The following is a 22460-nucleotide window of genomic DNA, read 5'->3' as shown; positions in this document are numbered from 1 at the left end:
CTGCCAGGAGCGCGGGCGTCGCGCCCGCGGTCCCTCAACCAACGCCCGGACTGCCGGGCTGCGGGTACACCACGGTGCGATTGCGGCCCTGTTCCTTGGCCATGTACAGCGCCTTGTCGGCCAGCCGCAGCGCCTGCTGCGGATCGTCGTGGTAGGTCGGGTAGTGGGCCACGCCCAGCGATACGGTGACTGTGCCGACCTGCTCGAAAACTTCGGCGGCGACCTGCACGCGCAGGCGCTCGGCAACCTGGGCAGCCTTGGCGGCATCGATGCCCGGCAGCAGGATCAGGAATTCCTCGCCACCGTTGCGGCAGAGCAGGTCGGTATCGCGCGCGTCGTTGCGCATCAGCTGCGCGATGCGCAGGATCACCGCATCGCCGACAGCGTGCCCGAAGCGGTCGTTGATGGTTTTGAAGCGGTCGATATCCAGCGCGATGATCCCGAACGGCTGGCCGCGCGCCTGCCAGTCTTCCAGGCCCTGCTGCAGGCCACGCCGGTTCTGCAGGCCGGTGAGCGGGTCGGTCATGCTGGCGCGGTTGAGCTTGCCGATGCGGTCCTGGAGCAGGTTGAAGCTGTACAGCAGGGCGGTCTTGAGCTGGGCGACCTCGTAGTACCAGGCGCGGATGCCGGTGACGTGGCGGATCGCGATGCCGGTGTCGCGGTTCTGCACGTTGCGCGCCAGCTGCCACAGGGGCAGCGAGATGCGCCGCGCAAACCACCAGGTGATCAGCAGCGACAGGATGCCCAGCGGGATCGCATTCCAGATCACCGAGGACATCAGCTGCGACAAGGATGCCAGGGTGGCCGTGGTCGGGCGCTGGGCCACCACGCCCCAGCCGACACTCGGTACCGGGGCGTAGCCGGCCAGCATCTGCACGCCATGGGTATTGCGCACCTGTTGGGCGCCCGAGTGGCCCTGGGTGACTGCCTGCACGGCCGGGTTCTGCAGCGCGAACTGGCCGACCCGGTCCTGCTCGATGTGGTACAGGATGCGGCCGTTGCGGTCGACCACGTACAGGTAGGAGCCATCGCGGTAGTAGTGCTTGCCCAGCAACGACTGCAGGATGCTGCGCTGGCGCAGGTAGATGGTGCCGCTGACGTAGCCCTGGTACTGGCCCTGCGCGGAGAAGATCGGGTGCGAGATCGCCACCAGCAGCCGGCCGGTGGCCGACTGGTACGGATCGCTGATGAACGGCGCACGCCGGGCGAGGGCGTCGCGGTTGCCGGCACTGTTGAGCAGCACGCCCTGCAGGGCAAGACTCTGCGGTGAGGTGGCCAGCACGGTGCCACCGGCATCGACGATCAACACCGAGTTGAAGCTGTTGGTCTGCAGTTGCAGGCGGGCGGCCTCGGCCTCCAGCGCCTGGCGATCATGCCGGCGCTGGCCGAGCAGGGTGGCGCTGTAGGCCACCTGCTGCTGAGCGGAGAGCACGAAGTTCTGGGTCGATTCGGCGAGCTTGCTGGCGTACACGCGGTTGGCTTCCAGCGTGTTGCCGATCAACTGTTCGCGCTGCACGCGGTAGCTGGCATGCAGGGTGTTGGCCAGGGCGATGATCGCGCTGAGCAGGGCCAGGGCAAGGATCAACGTGCCGAGGTTGAGGCGGGCGGACAACGGGCGCATGCGGTTCACGGGCAGCAGGGTGCAGCACCAACCGGAACACGCGGATGGAACGGCAGCAGCGAAGCAGTCAGGAGCGCACGACACAGTGCCGAACCGGTGCGCGTGCCGCGCCCGCCTTTCGACGACCCCGCCCCCGGGCGGTCAACAACTCTTTGGGCGGCGATTATTGCGGATTACACCCCCACGTGGGTGAAGTGGGCACCGCGGTGGCGGCCTTCAGCGTTCCAGGCGCCTGCGCAGTACGCCGCGCAGGTGATCGGCGCCGGCCTGGTCCAGTGGTCCGAGCACACCGCGTACGGCCTCGGGGATGTGCGCGGTGGTGTGTTCATCGGCCTGGAAGACGTAATGCTGGAACATCGCCTGCCAATGCGCGCGCTGCGCCGGCGGCAGATCGCGGATCGCCAGCAGCGAGAGCATCAATGCGTTCATCGGCGCATCCATCCACGCCGGCACCGGCCGCCACCAGTAATTCACCAGCACGTTGAACGCCTCCAGCCCTTCCATGTGGTGCCACCACAGCGATGGAATGAACACGGCATCGCCCGGCCCCAGCTCGGCCACCTGTGCGTGCGCCAGTGCCGCGCTGAAGCGTGGAAACCGCACCAGGTCCGGTGCGGCGAAATCGACCAGGCTGACCGCCTGCCCGGCCGGCGTGAAATCCAGTGGCCCGATATACAGATTGCCCACCTGCGATGGGGGGAACAGGGTGACGCGGCGGCGGCCGGCGGCTACGCAGGCCAGGTTGTCCGGCACGTCCTGGTGGGCGGCGATGCGCGAGCGGTTGCCGATCCAGATGCTGGCCAGCGGATCGTCCACCCCCAGTTCCAGCGCATTGGTCTGGCGGAAGCCAGGCAGGAAGCTGTCCAGCGTGGTCGATGCCACATAGATCGACGGCGGTGCCGGTGCCGGCGCGTACTTGAGCAGGGTATCGAGCACGACCTTCAACGGGATCTGCTCGCGGCGGAAATTGAAGCCGCTCATGTCCGCGTTGTAGAACACCCGTCCCCGGGCCTCCGGTGGCGCCGTGGTGGCAGTGACTGGCAGCGCGCCGTGATCGAACTGCTTGAGATGGTCAACCGCCGCCTGCGCGGACCGGGTCGCTGCGGCGACCAGCGGCCACCTGGCCACCAGCCCGCGGATCACCTTCGGCGTGGTCCAGCCGGGCAACTGCGCGTGCAGCTGCGCCGGATCCAGATCATGCAGTTCCTCGATCGGGCCGGGCATGGCGGACATCGGCATCCTGATGGCAGGGGCGGGTGGCGCCCACGGTAGCGCGCAGGTGAGGGAAGCGGAAGGCCGCGGGATGAGCGCGGCCTTCCGGTGCTGCAGCTCGGCAGTGCCGACTCAGAACTTGTAACGGACGCCGAACATGTACCGCGGGCCGGTCTGGGTGGCGTAGCGCAGCATGTTGGTGTGGCGCGAGTAGGTGCGCATGGTCTCGTCGGTCAGGTTGATCGCTTCCAGGCTCAGGGTCAGCTGCTCGCTGACCGCGTAGCTGATGTTGAGATCCAGCTGGCCGTAGGCTTCGGTGTAGTTCGGGTTGGGGCCCTGGCCGCCGATGCCGTTGAGGAACTTGTCGCGCCAGTTGTAGGCCGCACGCACCTGCCAGGCGTTCTTGTCGTAGAACAGCACCGCATTGGCAGAGTCGCTGAGGCCGATCATCGGATACTGATCGCCCAGGCTGAGGTTGTCGAAGGTCAGGCCGGACTTCACCTTGGTGTAGTTTGCCGCCACGCCAAAGCCGGACTGGCCGAACAGATGCTGCACGGCCACTTCCCAACCCTGGAGGTGGTCCGAACGCTGGTTGGCCGGCAGGGTGACGTCAAACCCGGCAATCGGATCACCCGGCTGGCCGACGATGCTGCCGGTCTGCTGCCCTGCGGAATTGACGCCGGTGGAGGTCACGCCCGGGTCGCCGGCATGGTTGGTGAAGATGTAGTTGCGGATGCACACCGTATCGGTGGCCACGCAGCCCGATGCCAGTGCCTCGTTCCAGTAGGCGCCGCCCACCGGGGTGTGCAGGCTGCCTGCATCCTCCCGCGCGATCGTGTTGCTGATGAAGTTCTTGATGTTCTTGCGGAAGAAGCCGACCGAGGCGTAGCTGGCCTCTCCGTAGTACCACTCCAGCGAGAGATCGAAGTTGTCCGAGAGCAACGGCTCCAGTGCCGGGTTGCCACGCGAGCCGGTGCCGCCCTGGGTGCGCACGATGTTGTCCAGACGCTGCCCGCTTTCGATCTGCGTCCAGCCCGGACGGCCGAGACTGCGGCTGTAGCTGCCGCGCAGCGCCAACGATTCGCTCAGGTCCAGCTTCAGGTCGAGATTGGGCAGGATGTAGTCGTACTTGCCCTTGCCACCCACGAAGGCGCCTTCGTCGGCGTAGGTGATGTTGAACTCGTTGAGCGAATTCCAGCTGATGGAGGTCGGGACGCGCACCAGCGCCTGCGATTCCACTTCGGTTTCTTCGTAGCGCACACCCGCGGCGATATGCAGCGGCATGTTCCAGTCAAAGGTAGTGCGGTATTGCAGGTAGGCACTCTTGGACGTTTCCGTGGTGCGGATGTCCTCGGAGTATTCCGTCGGGGCGACATAGCAGGTGGGGCAGGCCGGTTCCACGCCATTGGCCACCTGGGCGGCACGATCGCGCAGGCGGTCGAAATCGAACACCAGGAACTGGCCCGTCAGGCGCGGATCGTTGTGGCCGGAGAACGCCTTGAAGTACTTGGCCATGTCATCGGCGTACCAGATGCTGTCATCGTAGTCCGCAGGCGTACCGACACCGCCCCAGCTGTCTCGCTGCATGATGGCCGCCGCCGAGCGGTTGTCCACCTTGGTGTGGCCCACGCCGAAATCCAGCGCGGAGTAGTCGGCAAAGCGGAACACGCCCTTGGCCTGCAGCTGCTCCACTTCAGACTTGTTGTAGCTGTTCTGGAAGACCGAGCCGGTCACCAGGGCATCCGATGCCTGGATGCCACCAGGAGGCAGTGCGATGTTGATGATGGGGAGGTCGCCGCTGTAATCGACCGTGGTCTTGCCACGCACGTAAGCGGCGACGCCCAGCACGCCCGCCGAGCCGTAGGGGCCATCGGGCTGCGATTCGGCACTGGCGCGGTTGTAGTCGAAGGTCATGTCCAGCGCATCGTTGACCTCCCACTCGACGTTGAAGCCCACCGCTTCCATGTTGTTCTTGGTCGCCAGCTTCATGCCGCCCATGGCCACGTCGCCGTTGACCACGTCTTCGCTGTAGACGATCGGCGCGGCAACCGGGCCGTTGGTCCAGGTGCTGTCGCCGGGGCCGTAGTTGAACCACACCGACAGTTCGCTGCGCTGCTGCTGGACCTTGTTCTCGACATAGGTGTAGTCCAGCGTGGTGGTCACGTTGTCCAGCGGCTTCCACTGGAACGTGGCCTGCCCGTTGGTGCGCTGCCGCTGTACCGCATTGACGTTGTAGGCCGAGTTCTGCGGGCGGCCATAGATATCATCGGGGCCCGGGCGGTTGGTGATCCGGTCGGCATAGCCCGTGCCGGGTTGTGGCAATGCACGCCAGTCGGTGGTGTCGCTGCCACGAAGCGTCGCCCAGCCTTCGGCCACGGTCGCCTGGTTGAAGCCGGAATCGCGTTCCTGGTGGCTGGCACTGAGTGCAACGCCGAAGCGTCCGTCGGCGTAGGTCTGGCTGAAGATGCCCGACAGCTCACCGGTGATGTTGGACCCTTGCAGCGTGCGCGGCACGTTGTCGTTGGAGGTGTCGTGCACCGCCTTCAGGCCCAGGCTGACGACCGGCGCCGCCTCCAGTGGACGCAGCGTCTTGATGTTGATGGTGGCACCGATGCCGCCGGTCGGATTGTCGGCGCGGGTGGTCTTGTAGACCTCGACGGCCGAAATCGATTCGGAGGCGATGTTCGCAAAGTCGAACGATCGCGAGCCGTTCAGGCCGGCACCGCCGTTGCCGAGGTTGGACGCCGGCATCTGCCGGCCGTTCAGGAGCACCAGGTTGTAGTCCGGGCCGATGCCGCGGACGGTCACCTTGGAGCCCTCGCCGCTGGAGGTACGGTCGATCGACACGCCGCTGATGCGCTGCAGCGATTCGGCCAGGTTGGTATCCGGGAACTTGCCGATGTCCTCGGCAACGATGCCGTCGACCACGCCCTGGCTGTCGCGCTTGAGGTTCATCGACGAGGTGAGGCTGCCACGGATGCCGGTGACCTGCACCGCATCCAGCGTGGTGGGGTCGACGCCATTCGGGGCTGTCGTGGAGGTTTCCCGGGCCGCGGGATCCTGCGCCCAGGCCGGGCCGGCCAGGACAGCGAGAAGTGCGGAGGTGAGCATCGCCTTGCGGGGTACGGCCTTGTACGTCTTCATGATGATCCCTCCCCAGGGAATTCGATCGTGGCGGTTCTGCGTTGTGTCGGCGCGGGTTCCAGTGCGCACGGCCCGGATTGGAGCCATGGTTGACAGCGTTGTCAACAAACGACGTCCCCGCTGCGCTTTCCCTGGCCATCGTCACGCGTTCCACGTTGCCTGCACATCGGGCACCTGCGCGGCGGAAGCACTACAACGCAGGCGTTGTGGCCCGATTTCACCGGGACGTCGGCCACCGGAAGGAGGATGCACACGCGTTGTGCAGTGCAGAACGAAACTGCGCGAAGTGATTCGCGTGCACGCACCGCAGCATCGCGGGCCACGGGCAGCGGATGGCTGACAGCGCTGGACAATCGCGGTCCAAGCAGGTTCCATGTCTGGCCGCCGACTGGCCGGCTCTCCCAATCTGGAAGGACATGCAATGGACACTCCTGCTGCCGTCCGCGGACAACATGTGCAAAGCAATGGCGTTGCACTGGCCGTGGTCACCGCCATCTTTTTCATGTGGGGTTTCCTCACCTGCCTCAACGACATCCTGATTCCGCACCTGAAGGCGGCGTTCGCGCTCACCTGGGTGCAGGCGATGCTGGTCCAGTTCACCTTCTTCGGCGCGTACTTCCTGATGTCGCTGCCCGCCGGGCGCCTGGTCGCGGCGGTGGGCTACAAGCGCGGCATCGTTGCCGGCCTGGCCATCGCCGGTGTGGGCGCGCTGTTGTTCTGGCCGGCAGCACAGGCGCATGTGTATGGCCTGTTCCTCGGCGCGCTGTTCGTGCTGGCCACCGGCATCACCGTGCTGCAGGTCGCTGCCAATCCCTATGTTGCGCTGCTTGGTCCGGAGCAGACCAGCTCCAGCCGGCTGACCCTGGCGCAGTCGATGAACGCGCTGGGCACCACGATCGCGCCGTTGTTCGGCGGCTTGCTGATTCTCTCGGCCGCGCCGCGCACCGCCGATGAACTGGCCCTGCTGCCGCAGGCCGAGGCACTGGCTTACCGCGCCGCCGAGGCGCAATCGGTGCAGCTGCCGTACTTCGGCCTGGCCGTCGCACTGTTCGTGCTGGCGGTGGCGATCTGGATGTTCCGCCTGCCGGCCATTCCCGGCGTGGAAGGCGCGGCCGCCACCGGCAGTGGCCGCCTGCGCGATGCGCTGCGCCATCGCCACCTGCGCTATGGCGTGCTGGCCATCTTCTTCTACGTGGGCGCGGAGGTCTCGATCGGCAGCGTGCTGGTCAATTTCCTTTCGATGCCCGGTATCGGTGAGGGGCTGACCGAGCAGGAAGCCACGCGCTACGTGTCGCTGTATTGGGGGGGGGCGCTGGTTGGCCGTCTGCTGGGTGCAGCGTTGCTGACCCGGCTGGACCCGCGCCGCATGCTGGGGGTCTTCGCGTTGATCGTGATCGCCCTGCTGACGGTGACGATGCTCGGCAGCGGCAACCTGGCCAAGTGGAGCGTGGTCAGCATCGGCCTGTTCAACTCGATCATGTTCCCGACGATCTTCGCGCTGGCCATCGCCCGCCTGGGCACGTTGACCGGGCAGGCCTCCAGCCTGCTGGTGATGGCGATCGTGGGCGGCGCGGTGATCCCGCTGGCGATGGGCTGGCTGGCCGACCATCACGGGCTGCAGGTGTCCTTCCTGCTGCCGATGCTGTGCTACCTGTTCATTGCCTTCTACGCCTGGCGCGGTTCACGCCACAGCCACTGAGGCAGGCGCTCAGCGGCGACGCGGGGGGTGCGTGGATTCGCGCACCAGCACCGCATGGTCGACGGTGACCATGACCCCGGCCTCCGGGGAGCGGATGCGGTCGATCAACTGCTCGGTGGCCAGCCTGCCCATGGAGGCGGTCGGCTGGCGCACGGTGGTCAGCGCCGGGTAGATGTGCCCGGCGATCGGCGTGTCATCGAAGCCGCAGACCGACAGGTCGCGGGGAATGCGCAGGCCGCGCTGCCCGGCGACGCGGAACACCGCGGCGGCCATGTCATCGTTGGCGGCGAAGATCGCGCTCGGTGGCTCCGGCAGGTCCAGCAGTGCATTGGCCGCCTCGATGCCGGATTCGAACGAGAACTGCCCGTTGACCACCAGCGCCGGCTCGTAGGCGATGCCGTACTGGCGCAACGCCTGGCGGTAGCCGGCCAGACGCCACTGGCAGGCGCCGTGCGCGCGCGGGCCCTTGATATGGCCGATGCGGCGATGCCCCTGCGCGACCAGGTGACCGATCAGTTCAACCACTGCGGTGGTCTCATCCATGCGCACGCCGATGCAGCCGTCCGGATGCCGCGGTGCGATGGACGCATACGGAATCTCATGCTCTTCCAGGTAGGCCAGCACCACCGCGTCGTCGGTCAGCGGCGGGATCAGCACCACCCCGTCCGGGCGCGAATTCTCGAACAACGCGGCCAGGTCGGGCAGGGTGCGGCGCGCCGTGCCGACCGGGCCCAGGATCAGGTTGTAATGGTGCGCATGGCACGCCTCCAGCATCCCGTTCTGGATTTCCATCAGGTAGTTGCGCGAGGGATTGTTGTAGACCAGCGCCAGTGCATACGAGCGCTGCCCGGCCAGGCTGCGCGCGGAGAGGTTGGGCTTGTAGCCCAGGCGCGTCACGGCGGCCAGCACCCGCTCGCGGGTTTCCGCGCGTACGTTGGGCTCGTTGTTGAGCACGCGGGAGACCGTCTTGATCGATACACCCGCAACGGCGGCGACATCCTCGATACGACTACGCATGGTGCGGGGGTTCCTCTCGGAGGGGCGGGCGGCCAGGTGCCGATGGTAGTGCGCGTGTGTCACATCGATGTTGCCGATGCAGGCGGATGTTGCCATGCCGGCGACGTGCGTGGCGGGTTCGGGTTTTCCATGTCGCGATGCAGCAGTTCAAGTACGGCCTGGACATCATCTCCGGTGGTGATCCCCCGCTGCAGCGGGACGCCGGTCGCAAGCGTGGCCGCGGGCGGTTGACAGCGTTGCCATGGGCTTATATGACAGCGCTGTCAGAGCGGGGCGCTGACCGCCGCCCGGCTGCAGTCCCGCCCGTTCCGTTCGCGCGTATTTCATCAGAGGAAGATGTCCAGTGACCAGCTCCAACAAGACGATTCTCGCTACCTGCCTGCTGGCTGCGCTGGCCTCGACGGCCGGTGCCGCACCGGCCACCGGTGAACGCCTGAAGGACTGGCCCCATGTGACCAGCGCGATCGGGCCGGATGCTGCGCTGGAGGCGCGGGTGCAGCAGATCGTGGCGCAGATGACGCTGGCGCAGAAGGTGGGCCAGATGACCCAGCCCGAGATCAAGATGATCACGCCCGACCAGGTCCGCCAGTACTACATCGGCTCGGTCCTCAATGGCGGCGGCTCCTGGCCGGGCATGGACAAGCACGCCACGGTCGCGCAGTGGCTGCAGTTGGCCGATGCGTATCGGGCGGCCTCGCTGGCCACCGATGCGCGCACGCCGATCCCGGTGATCTGGGGCACCGATGCGGTGCACGGCCACAACAACGTCTACGGTGCCACGCTGTTCCCGCACAACATCGGGCTGGGCGCGGCCGGCGACGCCGCGCTGATCGAGCGGATCGGCCGGGCCACCGCACACGCGGTGCGCGCCACCGGCATCGACTGGGTGTTCGCGCCGACGCTGGCAGTGGCGCACGATCCACGTTGGGGGCGCACCTACGAAAGCTATTCCTCCGACCCGCACGTGGTACGCGAATTCGCCCAGGCCTACGTCAGGGGTGCGCAGGGGCGCTTCGGCGACGACGGCAATGTCGTTGCCACCGCCAAGCACTACATCGGCGATGGCGCGACCGACAGCGGCCGCGACCAGGGCGAAGCGCTGGTCGACAAGGCCACCATGATCAACGTGCACGGGCAGGGCTACTACGGTGCGCTTGGCGAAGGCGTGCAGACGGTGATGGCCTCGTTCAACAGCTGGAACGACCGCAGCGGTGGCGTCGACTACGGCAAGATGCACGGCAACAAAGCGCTGCTGACCGGCGCGCTGAAGGAGAAGATGGGCTTCGACGGTTTCGTCGTCTCCGACTGGAACGGCATCGCCCAGGTGCCGGGCTGCCGCAACGACAGCTGTGCGCAGGCGATCAACGCCGGCATCGACATGGTGATGGTGCCCGACGACTGGAAGGCCTTCATCGCCAACACCATCGCCCAGGTGGAGAGCGGGGAGATCCCGATGGCGCGCATCGATGATGCGGTCACCCGCATCCTGCGCGTGAAGCTGCGCGCGGGCCTGTTCGATCACAAGCCGTCCGACAGCCGTCATGCCGGTGACGTCGCCGCCGTGCAGCACCGTGAGCTGGCGCGCCAGGCCGTGCGCGAGTCGCTGGTGCTGCTCAAGAACGAGGCCAAGGTGTTGCCACTGCGCCGCGATGCGCGGGTGATGGTGGTCGGCAAGAGTGCCGACAACCTGTCCGATCAGTCCGGTGGCTGGTCGCTGACCTGGCAGGGCACCGAGAACCGCAATGCCGATTTCCCCACTGGCGATTCGGTGCTGGGGGCGCTGCGTGCCGAACTTGGCGCACAGAAGGTTGCCTACAGCGCCGATGCGACGGCGCTGGATCCCGCGCAGTTCGACGTCGTGGTGGCCGTGATCGGCGAGACGCCATATGCCGAAACCAACGGCGACATCCTCGCGTCCGATCCGGTCAGCCACAGCCGTGCCTATCCGCAGGATCTGGCCGTGCTGCGCGCGGCCCAGGCCAGTGGCAAGCCGGTGGTGACCGTGTACTTCTCCGGGCGCCCGATGTACACCAACGACCTGCTCAACCACTCCCAGGCCTTCGTGGCGGCGTGGCTGCCGGGTACCGAAGGCAAGGGCATCACCGACGTGCTGGTGGCTGGCAAGGACGGCAAGCCCGCGCGTGATTTCCGCGGGCGCCTGAGCTTCCCGTGGCCGGGCGTGCCGTGCCCGGCGCCGATCGACCGTCCGGATCCGAAGCAGCCGCCGCTGTTCGCGCTTGGCCACGGCCTGAGTTACCGCACCCCGGGCAAGGTCGACCGCCTGCCCGAAGCCAACCCGGACAACTGCGGCGAGGTCACCACGCTGCCGATCTTCAACCGGGCCGACACGCCGCCGTTCGCGCTGCATGTGGCGGCCGCTGGTGCCACCCAGCCGCTGGGCAACGATCTCAACGCCACGTTGCGCTGGCCGGCCGCCGCGCCGGTAGTGCAGGTACGCACCGTGCAGATCAATACCCAGCAGGATGCCAAGGAAGTGACCTGGCTGGCGCCGGCGCAGTTGATCGCACGCAGTTCCTCGCGGCGCAACCTGGGTGCGCTGGCACGCAACCACGGCGCGCTGCAGTTCGATGTGCAGCTGGTGCAGCGCCCGGTGTCGCCGGTGAAGGTGACCATGCAGTGCGGTACCGGCTGCGAGGGCGGCGTGGATATCGCGCCGGTCCTGGCCAGGCTTTCGCCGGGGCAGAAGCAGACCGTGACCGTGCCGCTGGCGTGCTTTGCCAAGCAGGGCGTGGACCTGGGTGCGGTGGAAGCACCGTTCGTGGTGAGCGCCGACACGCCCTTCGCGGCGGCGTTCACCCAGGTGCGCGTATCGGTGGATGCAGACAACGCGGCGGGCGGGGTGCGCTGCCCGTAGCGCCGGGCTCTGCCCGGACATCCCCCTCAACGAAAAAGGCCCCGCGATGCGGGGCCTTTGTCTGTTCGCCTGAAACGCGTATCAGCGCTTCATTGAACCGAAGAACTCGTCGTTGGACTTGGTGTTCTTCATCTTGTCGAGCAGGAATTCCATCGCGGCCATTTCATCCATCGGATGCAGCAGCTTGCGCAGGATCCAGATCTTCTGCAGCAGTTCCGGTTCGATCAGCAGGTCTTCGCGACGGGTGCCCGAGCGGTTGATGTCGATCGCCGGGAACACGCGCTTTTCAGAGATGCGGCGGCTCAGGTGCACTTCGCTGTTGCCGGTGCCCTTGAACTCTTCGTAGATCACCTCGTCCATCTTGCTGCCGGTATCGACCAGCGCGGTGGCGATGATGGTCAGGCTGCCGCCTTCCTCCACGTTGCGCGCGGCGCCGAAGAAGCGCTTCGGACGGTGCAGTGCGTTGGCATCCACACCACCGGTGAGCACCTTGCCGGAGCTGGGTACCACGTTGTTGTAGGCGCGCGCCAGGCGGGTGATCGAGTCGAGCAGGATCACCACGTCCTTCTTGTGCTCGACCAGGCGCTTGGCACGCTCGATCACCATTTCGGCGACCTGCACGTGACGGGCGGCCGGCTCGTCGAAGGTGGAGCTGATGACTTCGCCGCGCACGGTGCGCTGCATTTCCGTCACTTCTTCCGGGCGCTCATCGATCAGCAGCACGATCAGGTGCACGTCCGGATGATTGGTGGTGATCGCCGTGGCCACCTGCTGCATCATCATCGTCTTGCCGGCCTTGGGCTGGGAGACGATCAGCGAACGCTGACCCTTGCCCTGCGGTGCCATCAGATCGAGGATGCGGCCGGTGATGTCTTCGGACGAACCGTTGCCGCGTTCCAGGGTGAAGCGCTTGCGCGGGAACAGCGGGGTCAGGTTCTCGAACAGCACCTTGTTCTTGGATGCTTCCAGCGGCTCACCGTTGATGGTGTCCACGATCGACAGCGCGAAGTAGCGTTCGCCGTCCTTCGGGAAGCGGATGCGGCCGGACAGGTGGTCGCCGGTGCGCAGGTTGAAGCGGCGGATCTGGCTGGGCGAAATGTAGGTATCGTCCGGGCCGGCCAGGTAGCTGGCTTCGGCCGCACGCAGGAAGCCGAAGCCGTCGGGCAGGATTTCCAGCACGCCGTCGGCGGCGACGCCGTCGCCATGACGGGTCAGCACCTTGAGCAGGGCGAAGATCACGTCCTGCTTGCGGGCACGGGCCACGCCTTCGGAGATCTGCAGCTGCTCGGCGATTTCCAGCAGCTTCTGCGCCGGCATGCGCTTGAGGTCGCTCAGCGAATAGACCGGGAAGCCTTCGGGCACGTTGGCCTGCTGGCTGCGCACGAACGGCTGCTGTTCGCCGTTGTCCTGCGGCATGCCGTCATCGTTGTAGCGATCGCCACCGCGGTTGCGGTCACGGCGATTGCGGAAACGGTCGCGGCGGTTGCCTTGGCCCTGACCCTGGCCCTGGCCCTGGCCCTGGTTCTGGCCCTGACCCTGCTGGTACGGGTTCTGCCCGCCCTGCTGGTTCTGGTTCTGGTGCCGGCCATTCTGGTTGCGCTGGCCACCGTCGCCGGTGTCCTGCTGACCACCGCCCTGGGAGGGCGATGCGTCGCCACCGGCAGGAGCTGCCGGCGCCGATGCCTGCGGGGCTGCCGAAGGAGCAGCAGCCGGCGCCGGCGCGTCAGACGCGGCAGCCAGAGGCAGAGCGGGTTGTGAGGGGGGGGAACCTGCCTCGGCAGCGGTGTTGGCGGCGGCCTTGGCGACGCGCGGCTTGCGCACGCGCTTCTCGGCGGGCGCGTCGGCGCTCCCGGGTTCGGAAGTAGTGATATCGGACAAGTGCTGGATTCCTCGCTAGAAGGTGCGAGCGCCCGGCAGGGCGGCGAACGTTGGGAAAGGATCTGGAAGGAAACTGCGTCCAGAAGATGCGGCGCGCGAATGCGGCCGGATATGCCGACACTAACACCGGCTCGCGGCAGCGCGCAAGCCGGGTGGGGCGGGGTCATTCATGCGGGCGATGGGCCCGCGTGGCAGCCGGGCGGGGCCGGCTGCCTGCAGCGATCAGGCCAGGGCCTTGTCGAGCATGCCGGCCAGCTGGGCCTTGCCGACGGCACCGATCTGCTGGGCCTGGACTTCGCCGTCCTTGAACACCAGCAGCATCGGGATCGAGCGCACGTGGTACTTGGCGGCCAGGGCACGGTTCTGGTCCACGTTGACCTTGGCGATCTTGGCGCGGCCGTTGTAGGCGTCGGCCAGTTCGTCCAGGGCCGGGGCGATCATCTTGCAGGGACCACACCATTCGGCCCAGAAATCGACCAGCACCGGTTCCTTGGAATTCAGCACTGCGCTATCAAAGTCGGCGTCGCCGACATGTACAACCTTGTCGCTCATCTTGGTTTCTCGTCTGGTAATGCACCCGGCAGGGCCGGAGGAAGTTGAATTTGGGCAACGCCAACCGGGCGTCACCCTCGTCTGGTGCCTCGTGGCCGCGGGCGGCCAGCGGTGCGTTCGGCGGATGCCTGGACGCTCACGGGGCGCAGTGTACCGCTATCGCCGTGACCGGACAGACGCTGGTTGGAAAGAAGCGTCCCGTGATCGCCCACCTGCGTTATCGCGACGATCCTGGTTGATATGCGGGGGCCGGCACGACGCTTCCAGCCCTTCCCGCCACCCCGTTCAACCGGCGGCAGGGCCGGTGAATGCGAGGTGGAGAGCCTTCCAAGGCCTGAAACCTGCCGCAAAAAGCACGCCGGGCGGGCATTCTCATGGCGCTGCGCGACGGGTGATCCCGGTTTGACGCCGACATTGCGCTAAACTGGGGCATTGTGCGGCGCCCTGGACCTGGAGTCCGGCCCTGCCAATCCCGGCGCAGGGGCCGTTTGCGACGGTGCCCCCCAAGATTGCAAGCCACCCCGCACCTCTGCCGGGATGGCCTTACCAAGACGGACTCATGAGCGACAAACCGCTGACCGATTTGACCTTCTCCTCCTTCGAGCTGCATCCGGCCCTGCAGGCCGGCCTTGAAGGAGCCGGATTCACCCGTTGCACGCCCATCCAGGCGCTGACCCTGCCGGTCGCGCTGCCCGGCGGCGACGTCGCCGGCCAGGCCCAGACCGGCACCGGCAAAACCCTGGCCTTCCTGGTCGCCGTGGTGAACCGCCTGCTGACCCGCCCGGCGCTGGCCGACCGCAAGCCGGAAGATCCGCGCGCGCTGATCCTGGCGCCGACCCGCGAGCTGGCCATCCAGATCCACAAGGACGCCGTGAAGTTCGGCTCCGACCTCGGCCTGCGCTTCGCGCTGGTCTACGGTGGCGTGGATTACGACAAGCAGCGCGAGATCCTGCAGCAGGGCGTGGACGTGATCATCGCCACCCCGGGCCGCCTGATCGATTACGTCAAGCAGCACAAGGTGGTTTCGCTGCATGCCTGCGAGATCTGCGTGCTCGACGAAGCCGACCGCATGTTCGACCTGGGCTTCATCAAGGACATCCGCTTCCTGCTGCGCCGCATGCCCGAGCGCACCACGCGCCAGACGCTGCTGTTCAGCGCCACGCTCAGCCACCGCGTGCTGGAGCTGGCCTATGAGCACATGAACGAGCCGCAGAAGCTGGTGGTGGAGAGCGAATCGATCACCGCCGCCCGCGTGCGCCAGCGCATCTACTTCCCGGCCGACGAAGAGAAGATCCCGCTGCTGCTGGGCCTGCTCTCGCGCAGCGAAGGCGCCCGCACCATGGTGTTCGTCAATACCAAGGTGTTCGTCGAGCGCGTCGCGCGTTCGCTGGAGAAGGCTGGCTACCGCGTCGGCGTGCTGTCCGGCGATGTGCCGCAGAAGAAGCGCGAAAGCCTGCTCAACCGCTTCCAGAAGGGCCAGCTGGAAATCCTGGTGGCCACCGATGTGGCCGCCCGCGGCCTGCACATCGACGGCATCAAGTACGTCTACAACTACGACCTGCCGTTCGATGCGGAAGACTACGTGCACCGCATCGGCCGCACCGCGCGGCTGGGCGAAGAGGGTGATGCGATCAGCTTCGCCTGCGAGCGCTACGCGATGGGCCTGCCGGATATCGAGGCCTACATCGACCAGAAGATTCCGGTCGAGCCGGTCACCAGCGAAATCCTCACCCCGATTCCGCGCGCGCCGCGTGCACCGTCGCCCGAAGGCGAGGGTGATGCCGAGGGCGACGAGAACGAGAGCGTCGGCCAGATCTTCCGTGAAGCGCGCGAAGCGCGTGCGGCGGAAGAGCAGCGTCGTGGCGGTGGCAGCAGCCGCGGCGGCAAGCCGTCCGGTGGCCGCGGCGAGCGCCGCGCCCCGGGTGAGCGCAGTGCCGATGGCAAGCCGCGCCGTGAGCGCAAGCCGCGCGTGGAAGGCGAGCAGCCGGTGGCTGCCGCCGCCGATGCCGTGGCCAAGTCGCAGCTCGCACCGACCGCCGCCCCGTCCGCCGAGGGCAGCCCCGCCGTGGAAGGCGAGCGCGCCCCGCGCAAGCGTCGTCGTCGCCGCCACGGCCGTCCGGTCGAAGGTGCCGAAGGCGCGGCAGCCACCGGCCCGGTGACCCCGGTGCAGGTGACCGCCAAGCCGATGCGCGGCACGCCGGCCGCCGATCCGGGCGCCTCGTTCCTGACCCGCCTGGGCCGCAAGATCCGCCGGATGCTCTCCGGTTCGTAAGACCTGACGGCTGAGGCAGTGCCGGCCGCTGGCCGGCGCTACCGATCAGACCCCCCATCAGGTTGCCGTTACCTACGCGCCACGCTCGTCCTGCATAATCAGGGGATGAGCGTCCTGCGTTTTGACAATGTCAGCAAACAATATGCCGGCGGCCACCAGGCACTGGTGGACGTCAGCTTCGATGTCGCCCCCGGGGAGATGCTGTTCGTTACCGGTCATTCCGGTGCGGGCAAGAGCACCCTGCTCAAGTTGATCCATCTCGACGAGCGGCCCAGCCGCGGCGCGGTGATCTTCGATGAGCGCAACCTGCTGAAGGTGCGCGGCGGCAGTATTCCGCGGCATCGGCGCGAGGTCGGTGCGGTCTACCAGGACCACCGCCTGCTGATGGACCGCAGCATCGCCGAGAATGTCGCCCTGCCGCTGATCCTGCGTGGCACCCGCCGCAACGAGATCGGCAAGCGCGTGCGCTCGGTGCTCGAACGGATGGGCCTGGGTCATCGCGAAAAAGCGCTCCCCTCGCAGTTGTCGGCCGGCGAGCAGCAGCGCGTCGGCATCGCCCGTGCGATTGTCGGCGAGCCCAAGCTGCTGGTCGCCGATGAACCAACCGGCAATCTCGATCCGACCCTGGCGGCAGAAATCATGGCGTTGTTCGCCGAACTGCCCGACCGCGGCACCAGCGTGCTGGTGGTCAGCCACGATCTGGCCCTGCTGCGGCGCATGCGCAAGCGCGTGCTGATCCTGGACCACGGCCGCCTGGTCGATGACATCTCGCCGCAGGACCTGGCCGAATGAATACTCCGGTGACCAAGGAAACCGCCGCGCCTTCGCGCCTGGGCGTGTGGCTGCACCATCATGGCCACAGCGTGGTCTTCAGCCTCGGCCGCGCCTGGCGCAAGCCGTGGGCGACCCTGCTCACGGTGATGGTCATGGCGCTGGCGCTGGCCCTGCCGCTGGGCCTGTCGATCGCGCTGGACAACCTCAAGCACTTCGCCGGCAGCGTGCAGCAGTCGCGCGACATCAATCTGTTCCTCAAGACCGATGCCGGGGCCGATGCGGCCGGCCAGGTCGCCGAGACTTTGCGCGCCCGCGCCGACGTGGCCAAGGTGACCGTGCAGACGCCGGAGCAGGGGCTGCAGGAGCTGCGCGAAAGTGCCGGGCTCGGCGAAGCGATCGATGCGCTGCACGACAACCCGCTGCCGACGCTGCTGATCGTGACCCCGGGCGAGGGCGCCGATGACGCGCGCCTGGCGCAGTCGCTGGAAGCCCTGCCGCAGGCCGACCTGGTGCAGCACGATGCACTGTGGCGCAAGCGGCTGGATGGCTGGCTGGGCTTCGGCACGCGCCTGGTGCAGGTGTTGTCGGTGCTGCTCGGGCTCGGTGCCGCGCTGGTGGTCGGCAACACGGTGCGCCTGGATATCCAGGCCCGCCGCGATGAGATCGGCGTGCTGCAGCTGCTCGGTGCCAGCGATGGCTTCATCCGTCGCCCGTTCCTGTACCTGGGCGCGTGGTACGGCCTGGGCGCCGGCGCGGTGGCGCTGGCCCTGATCGGTGCCGCCGGGCTGGCGCTGCGCCCGCCGCTGGCCGCGCTCTCGCATAGTTATGGCAGCCCGTTCGTGCTGCATGGTCTGGACCTGCTGCATTCCTCGTTCGTGCTGCTCGGCACCGTGGTGCTGGGCTGGCTGGGCGCCTGGCTGGTGACGGGACATTTCCTGCGCCAGACCCGTCCCACCGAAACCTGAGCCCCGCATGCTTCCGCAAGCCCTCAAGCACCTCGTCGACGACGCACCGCGCGTGATGGTCGTCGATGGCTCCCGGCTGGTCCGCAAGTTGATCGCCGATGTGCTGCAACGCGAACTGCCGGCGGTGGAGGTGGTGGGCTGTGCGAGCATCGCCGAGGCGCGGGCGGCGCTGGATGCCGGCCCGGTCAGCCTGGTCACCACCTCGCTCACGCTGAGCGATGGCGACGGGCTCGACCTGGCGCGCATCGTGCGCGACGCCGCGGGGCAGGCCTACGTACCGGTGATCGTGGTCTCCGGCGATGCGCAGCAGCATCTGGAGCAGCGTCGCTTCACCGAGTACGTCACCGACTATTTCGACAAGGCGCTCGGTCACGAAGCGCTGGCCACCTTCATCCGCGGCTATGTGCAGCCGGAGACGATTCCCGGCGCGACGATCCTGTACGTTGAAGACAGCCGCGTCGTCGCCGAGGCGACCAAGCGCATGCTCGAACGGCAGGGCCTGAACGTGCTGCACGTGCTGACCGCCGAAGATGCGTTCGCGCTGCTCACCGCCGAGTCGCTTGGCCGCAGCAGCCATCGCATCGACCTGGTGCTGACCGATGTCACGCTCAAGGGCGAGCTCAGTGGTCGCGACGTGGTGCAGCGCGTCCGCGTGGATTTCGGCTACGGCAAACGCCGCCTGCCGGTGCTGGTGATGACCGGCGACGGCAACCCGCACAATCAATCCGGTCTGCTCCAGGCCGGTGCCAACGATCTGGTGCAGAAGCCGATCGAAGAGCGGCTGCTCATCACCAAGGTGCTGTTCCAGCTGCGTCTGTCCCGCCTCAACGACAAGCCTGCAGTGCGATGAATGACGATGTAGTACCCAGCATCCAGCTCGAACCGAGCTGGAAGACGCGTATCGGTGATTACCTGCTGCGGCCGGACATGCGGGAGTTGTCCGCTTTTCTGCGCCAGCGCAAAGCGGCCGGAGCCCAGGTGTTCCCACCGGGCCCGCAGATCTTTGCCGCCTTCGATGCCACGCCCTTCGACCAGGTCAAGGTGGTCATCCTCGGCCAGGATCCGTATCACGGGTACGGCCAGGCGCACGGCCTGAGCTTCTCGGTGATGCCGGGCGTGCCGGTACCGCCGTCGCTGCTCAACATCTACAAAGAGATCGAGGCCGATCTGGGCATCCCGCGCCCGGACCACGGCTGCCTGCTGCCGTGGGCGCACCGCGGGGTGCTGCTGCTCAATGCGGTGCTGACGGTGGAGGCGGGCAACGCCGGCTCTCACCAGCGGCGTGGCTGGGAGGGCTTCACCGACCATGTGGTGGATACGCTCAACCGCGAGCGAGAGGGCCTGGTGTTCCTGTTGTGGGGCAGCTACGCCCAGCAGAAGGGCAAGGTCATCGATACCGGCCGGCACCGCGTGCTCAAGGCACCGCACCCTTCGCCGCTGTCGGCGCATCGCGGCTTCCTGGGCTGCCGCCATTTTTCGATGGCCAATGAGTACCTGCAGCGCCGCGGCAACGCGCGCATCGACTGGTCGCTGCCGCCGCGTGCCGCGCTGGAACTGCCGGCCTGAGCGCCCGGCCGTGGCCTACACGGCCAGCATCTCGATGATGGACTGCGCCACCTGCCGCTTGCGCGGTGGCAACCGCCGCAGCAGCGACAGGATGTTGCCCTCCAGGTCATCGCGCACGTAGTCCTGTGCGGGCGCGGTCAACATCAGTTCCTCCCCGCTGGCCTTGCACACGCCGCGACCGGTGGCCAACCACTCGAATCGCACCCGCGTACTGACGGCGATGTGCACCAGGTGCGACACACTCGGATGCGTTCCTCCCCGGCGCTCCCATTGCGCGACGGCACTGCGCTTGACCCCGGTTTCCACTGCCAACTGCGTCTGTGACATCCCTGCGCTGGTGCGTGCTGCGCGAATTCGATCCGACATCGCCAACATGGCCTTCCCCTTTCTCGTTCCTTGAACAGTGGATGGTTATCGATACTTACCGGGCAGCGATTCTTTTTTCGGTCTGTACAGAACTGCTTGCCGCCCTTGCCGTTGCAATCGCTCCGCCGATGAATCCACGAGCGACAGTGAAACTTCCCCCTGCACGCGACACGGCCGGTTTGACGGTTTACCTGCGTGCACGTAGTTAATCCCTCAAGCCGGCCATGACGCGCCGGGACATCCAAAACATCGGAAGCAGGCCGATGCCCTGTCGATCATGGTCGGTATCCACCGGCCCGTGAAAGACCGCTTCGGCCAGGACGCAGGGGATGGCCGATGGATAAAGTTTCTGTTGTGAAGTTGGCGTTACGGCGATTCAGTTTGAGAGCGATTTCGCTGTTATTTGTGATGCTGTTCGCATTAAGTGCCGGTATTTCATCGGCCGCCGCGCAATCGGCCTGCACGGCTGGCGCCTGCGTGAGTGCAGGCCCGCGCCTGGCCTCGATCGATTCCACCCAGAGCCCGGTGCTCAATCTGCTGTTCGGTGCGTTGCTGCCGGGCACCGCGGTCAATCTCAGCGTGGCCGACTGGAACAACCTGGCCGGGGCGAACATCAATCTCAACGCGTTGCTGACCCAGCTCAACGGCGGCGTGGTGGTCAGTGATCCCAGCCAGGTGCTCAACGCCAGCATCACCCTCGGCCAGTTGCGTGCGGCGATGGTGCAGGTCCTGCAGGCGGACGGGCAGACCGCGGCCGCCAATGTCCTCAATGCGTTGCCGCTCGGCGCGGCGGGCGTAGGCGGCAGCATCCGCCTGGCCGACATCCTGCAGATCGCGCTGCCCACCGGCTCGCTGGCGACCGTGCGCCTGAACGTGCTGGACCTGCTTACCGGCGGTGTGCAGCTCTACAACTTCCGCAACGTACTCACCACGCCCACGCCGATCACGGTCAACACCTCGGCACTTGGCCTCAACGGCGTGGCCAACGTGCGCCTGTGGCTGCAGGTGGTCGAGCCGCCGGTGTACACCTGCGGCGCGGCCGGCGCGGCATTCCACAGCGCGGCGATCCGCATCAAGCTCGATCTGGACCTGGTGCAGGGTTTGAACACGGGCACGCTCTCGGCGGCGCTCAGTGGCCTGAACCTGCTGGGCGTCACCCTCTCCAACACCAGCATCACTGCCGATGTCCTGCATCTGCAGGTCTACGCCGATGTCGCACGCGCCGAAGGAGCGATCTCGGCGATCAACCTGGTCGGCAACGCGGTCACGCTGCAGGCGCGTCCGGGGTTGGTGAACCTGTATGTCGGCCAGATCAGCGATGCGACCTTCTTCAACCGCACGACGGTGCTCACCGATACCGCGCTGAGCGCGGCGACGCTGACCTCGCTCAGCGTGCGGGTGCGGGTGTCGGCCAATGTGCTCGGCCTGCTCACGCCGATCGCCGACATCACCATCCCGCTGACGGTCAGCATCCGCAGTTTCGCCACTGCCACGCCCGGCCTGCAGAGCGCGAGCTTCACCGGTCCGTATCCACAGACCCGCACGCTGAGCGCCGGCACGGTCAGCGCGGCGACGATGGTCTCGACCCTGGTCAACTCGCTCAGCATCCAGGTGACCAGTGGCAACCCCACGGTCACGCTGCTGGGCGGCATCGCACTGCCGCTGCCGGTGGCGGACCTCGTCAACGGCATCGTCAACACGTTGCTGACGCCGATCCGCACCCAGGTCAACGCTGTGGTCACGCCGGTGCTGACCGCATTGCTGGGCGGGCTGGTGGACAACCTGCTGGCCCTGCTCGGCATCCGCATCGGACAGGCGGTCTTCACCGTCGAAGGCATCACCCAGGCGTGCGCGGCGACACTGCAGCTGGTCAAGGACCTGCAGCCCACCAGCGATACCGGGCGGTTCAATCTGTCCATCACCTACAACGGCAGCACGGTCGGCTCGGCCAGCAACGTCGGCAACAACGGCGCGACGGCCACGGTGATCACGGTGCCCGGCGGCAGCTACGCGCTGGCCGAAGCGGCCGCGGCCGGTACCACGCTCAGCCGTTATGCCAGCACCTGGCAGTGCACCGACCAGAACAACACCGTGGTCTCTTCCGGCAGCGGCGGCAGCTTCACCCTGCAGGCGCCGGCGATGACGGCCACGGCCGTGACGCTGGTGTGCCGGATCACCAATCGAACGCGTCAGGCGGATCTGTCGATCACCAAGACCGACGGCAGCGGCACCTACACCCCGGGCGGCACCGCGACCTACACGCTGCTGGTCCGCAACGACGGCCCGGATGCCGTCACCAATGCCGTGGTCACCGACAGCCTGCCGAGCGGCACCACGCTGCGCGGCGCATGGACCTGCAGTGCCACCAGCGGCAGCACCTGCGCGGCGGCCAGCGGCGGTGCGGTGGGCGGCAATGCGGTGAATGCCGGCGTGAATCTGATCAACGGCGGGCAGGCCACGATCAGCGTCCCGGTCAGTTTCAGCAACAACCCGGGCGCGTACTAGCGGCCGGTGCAGTG

The 22460-nt window shown here is 67.0% G+C and carries 15 protein-coding genes; 8 read left to right on the top strand and 7 right to left on the bottom strand.

Annotated elements, in window-relative coordinates:
• Window positions 1–34: 34 nt before the first annotated feature.
• From OC373_RS16105 to OC373_RS16095, 3 genes are all read right to left on the bottom strand, one after another.
• Complete coding sequence (locus OC373_RS16105) at window positions 35–1621, bottom strand: sensor domain-containing diguanylate cyclase (protein WP_261998079.1); 1587 nt, start codon at window positions 1619–1621, stop codon at window positions 35–37.
• Between the two features lie 216 nt (window positions 1622–1837).
• Window positions 1838–2854, bottom strand: coding sequence for a cupin-like domain-containing protein (locus tag OC373_RS16100; protein WP_261998078.1), 1017 nt, complete (start codon window positions 2852–2854; stop codon window positions 1838–1840).
• Between the two features lie 111 nt (window positions 2855–2965).
• Window positions 2966–5977 (bottom strand): TonB-dependent receptor, encoded by a 3012-nt coding sequence (locus OC373_RS16095; RefSeq protein WP_019183504.1) that lies wholly within the window; start codon window positions 5975–5977, stop codon window positions 2966–2968.
• Window positions 5978–6398: 421 nt separating this feature from the next.
• Here OC373_RS16095 and OC373_RS16090 point away from each other — a divergent pair, with 421 nt between their 5' ends.
• A complete protein-coding gene (locus OC373_RS16090) occupies window positions 6399–7676 on the top strand; it encodes a sugar MFS transporter (protein WP_046273074.1) in 1278 nt (425 codons plus the stop codon).
• 9 nt (window positions 7677–7685) lie between these two features.
• Here OC373_RS16090 and OC373_RS16085 read toward each other — a convergent pair whose 3' ends face one another.
• Window positions 7686–8693: a LacI family DNA-binding transcriptional regulator gene (locus OC373_RS16085; RefSeq protein ID WP_261998077.1), complete on the bottom strand. Its 1008-nt coding sequence runs from the start codon at window positions 8691–8693 to the stop codon at window positions 7686–7688.
• Between the two features lie 343 nt (window positions 8694–9036).
• Between OC373_RS16085 and OC373_RS16080 the strand changes: the two genes are divergently transcribed.
• A complete protein-coding gene (locus OC373_RS16080; protein ID WP_261998076.1) occupies window positions 9037–11568 on the top strand; it encodes a glycoside hydrolase family 3 protein in 2532 nt (843 codons plus the stop codon).
• 81 nt (window positions 11569–11649) lie between these two features.
• Here OC373_RS16080 and rho read toward each other — a convergent pair whose 3' ends face one another.
• Both rho and trxA read right to left on the bottom strand, forming a co-directional pair.
• Window positions 11650–13446: a transcription termination factor Rho gene (gene rho, locus OC373_RS16075; RefSeq protein WP_261998075.1), complete on the bottom strand. Its 1797-nt coding sequence runs from the start codon at window positions 13444–13446 to the stop codon at window positions 11650–11652.
• 222 nt (window positions 13447–13668) lie between these two features.
• Complete coding sequence (gene trxA, locus OC373_RS16070; RefSeq protein WP_019183509.1) at window positions 13669–13998, bottom strand: thioredoxin TrxA; 330 nt, start codon at window positions 13996–13998, stop codon at window positions 13669–13671.
• A gap of 559 nt (window positions 13999–14557) precedes the next feature.
• Here trxA and rhlB point away from each other — a divergent pair.
• From rhlB to ung, 5 genes are all read left to right on the top strand, one after another.
• Window positions 14558–16270 carry an ATP-dependent RNA helicase RhlB gene (gene rhlB, locus OC373_RS16065; RefSeq protein WP_070426087.1) on the top strand — a complete coding sequence of 571 codons (1713 nt, stop codon included), beginning with the start codon at window positions 14558–14560 and terminating at the stop codon, window positions 16268–16270.
• 105 nt (window positions 16271–16375) lie between these two features.
• Entirely contained in the window at window positions 16376–17062 is a 687-nt protein-coding gene (gene ftsE / locus OC373_RS16060) for a cell division ATP-binding protein FtsE (protein ID WP_019183511.1), read from the top strand.
• Complete coding sequence (ftsX, locus tag OC373_RS16055) at window positions 17059–18009, top strand: permease-like cell division protein FtsX (RefSeq protein ID WP_070426086.1); 951 nt, start codon at window positions 17059–17061, stop codon at window positions 18007–18009. Before ftsE ends, ftsX begins: the two co-directional genes overlap by 4 nt.
• Window positions 18010–18016: 7 nt before the next feature.
• Window positions 18017–18859: a response regulator gene (locus OC373_RS16050; RefSeq protein ID WP_261998074.1), complete on the top strand. Its 843-nt coding sequence runs from the start codon at window positions 18017–18019 to the stop codon at window positions 18857–18859.
• The gene (gene ung, locus OC373_RS16045) at window positions 18856–19575 is read left to right on the top strand and encodes a uracil-DNA glycosylase (RefSeq protein ID WP_070426084.1); all 720 of its coding nucleotides are present in this window, start codon (window positions 18856–18858) and stop codon (window positions 19573–19575) included. Before OC373_RS16050 ends, ung begins: the two co-directional genes overlap by 4 nt.
• A 15-nt stretch (window positions 19576–19590) precedes the next feature.
• Here the strand turns inward: ung and OC373_RS16040 are convergent, their stop codons facing one another.
• Window positions 19591–19941 (bottom strand): helix-turn-helix transcriptional regulator, encoded by a 351-nt coding sequence (locus OC373_RS16040; protein ID WP_257785241.1) that lies wholly within the window; start codon window positions 19939–19941, stop codon window positions 19591–19593.
• A 477-nt stretch (window positions 19942–20418) separates the two neighbouring features.
• Here OC373_RS16040 and OC373_RS16035 point away from each other — a divergent pair, with 477 nt between their 5' ends.
• Window positions 20419–22446, top strand: coding sequence for a hypothetical protein (locus OC373_RS16035; RefSeq protein WP_261998073.1), 2028 nt, complete (start codon window positions 20419–20421; stop codon window positions 22444–22446).
• Window positions 22447–22460: the final 14 nt, after the last annotated feature.

The organism is Stenotrophomonas sp. Ste96 (genome assembly GCF_024519495.1).
In the GTDB taxonomy this organism is placed as follows: Bacteria; Pseudomonadota; Gammaproteobacteria; order Xanthomonadales; family Xanthomonadaceae; genus Stenotrophomonas; species Stenotrophomonas bentonitica_A.
The sequence above is the reverse complement of the archived record's forward strand: the minus strand, read 5'-3'. Positions and strand labels throughout refer to the sequence as shown.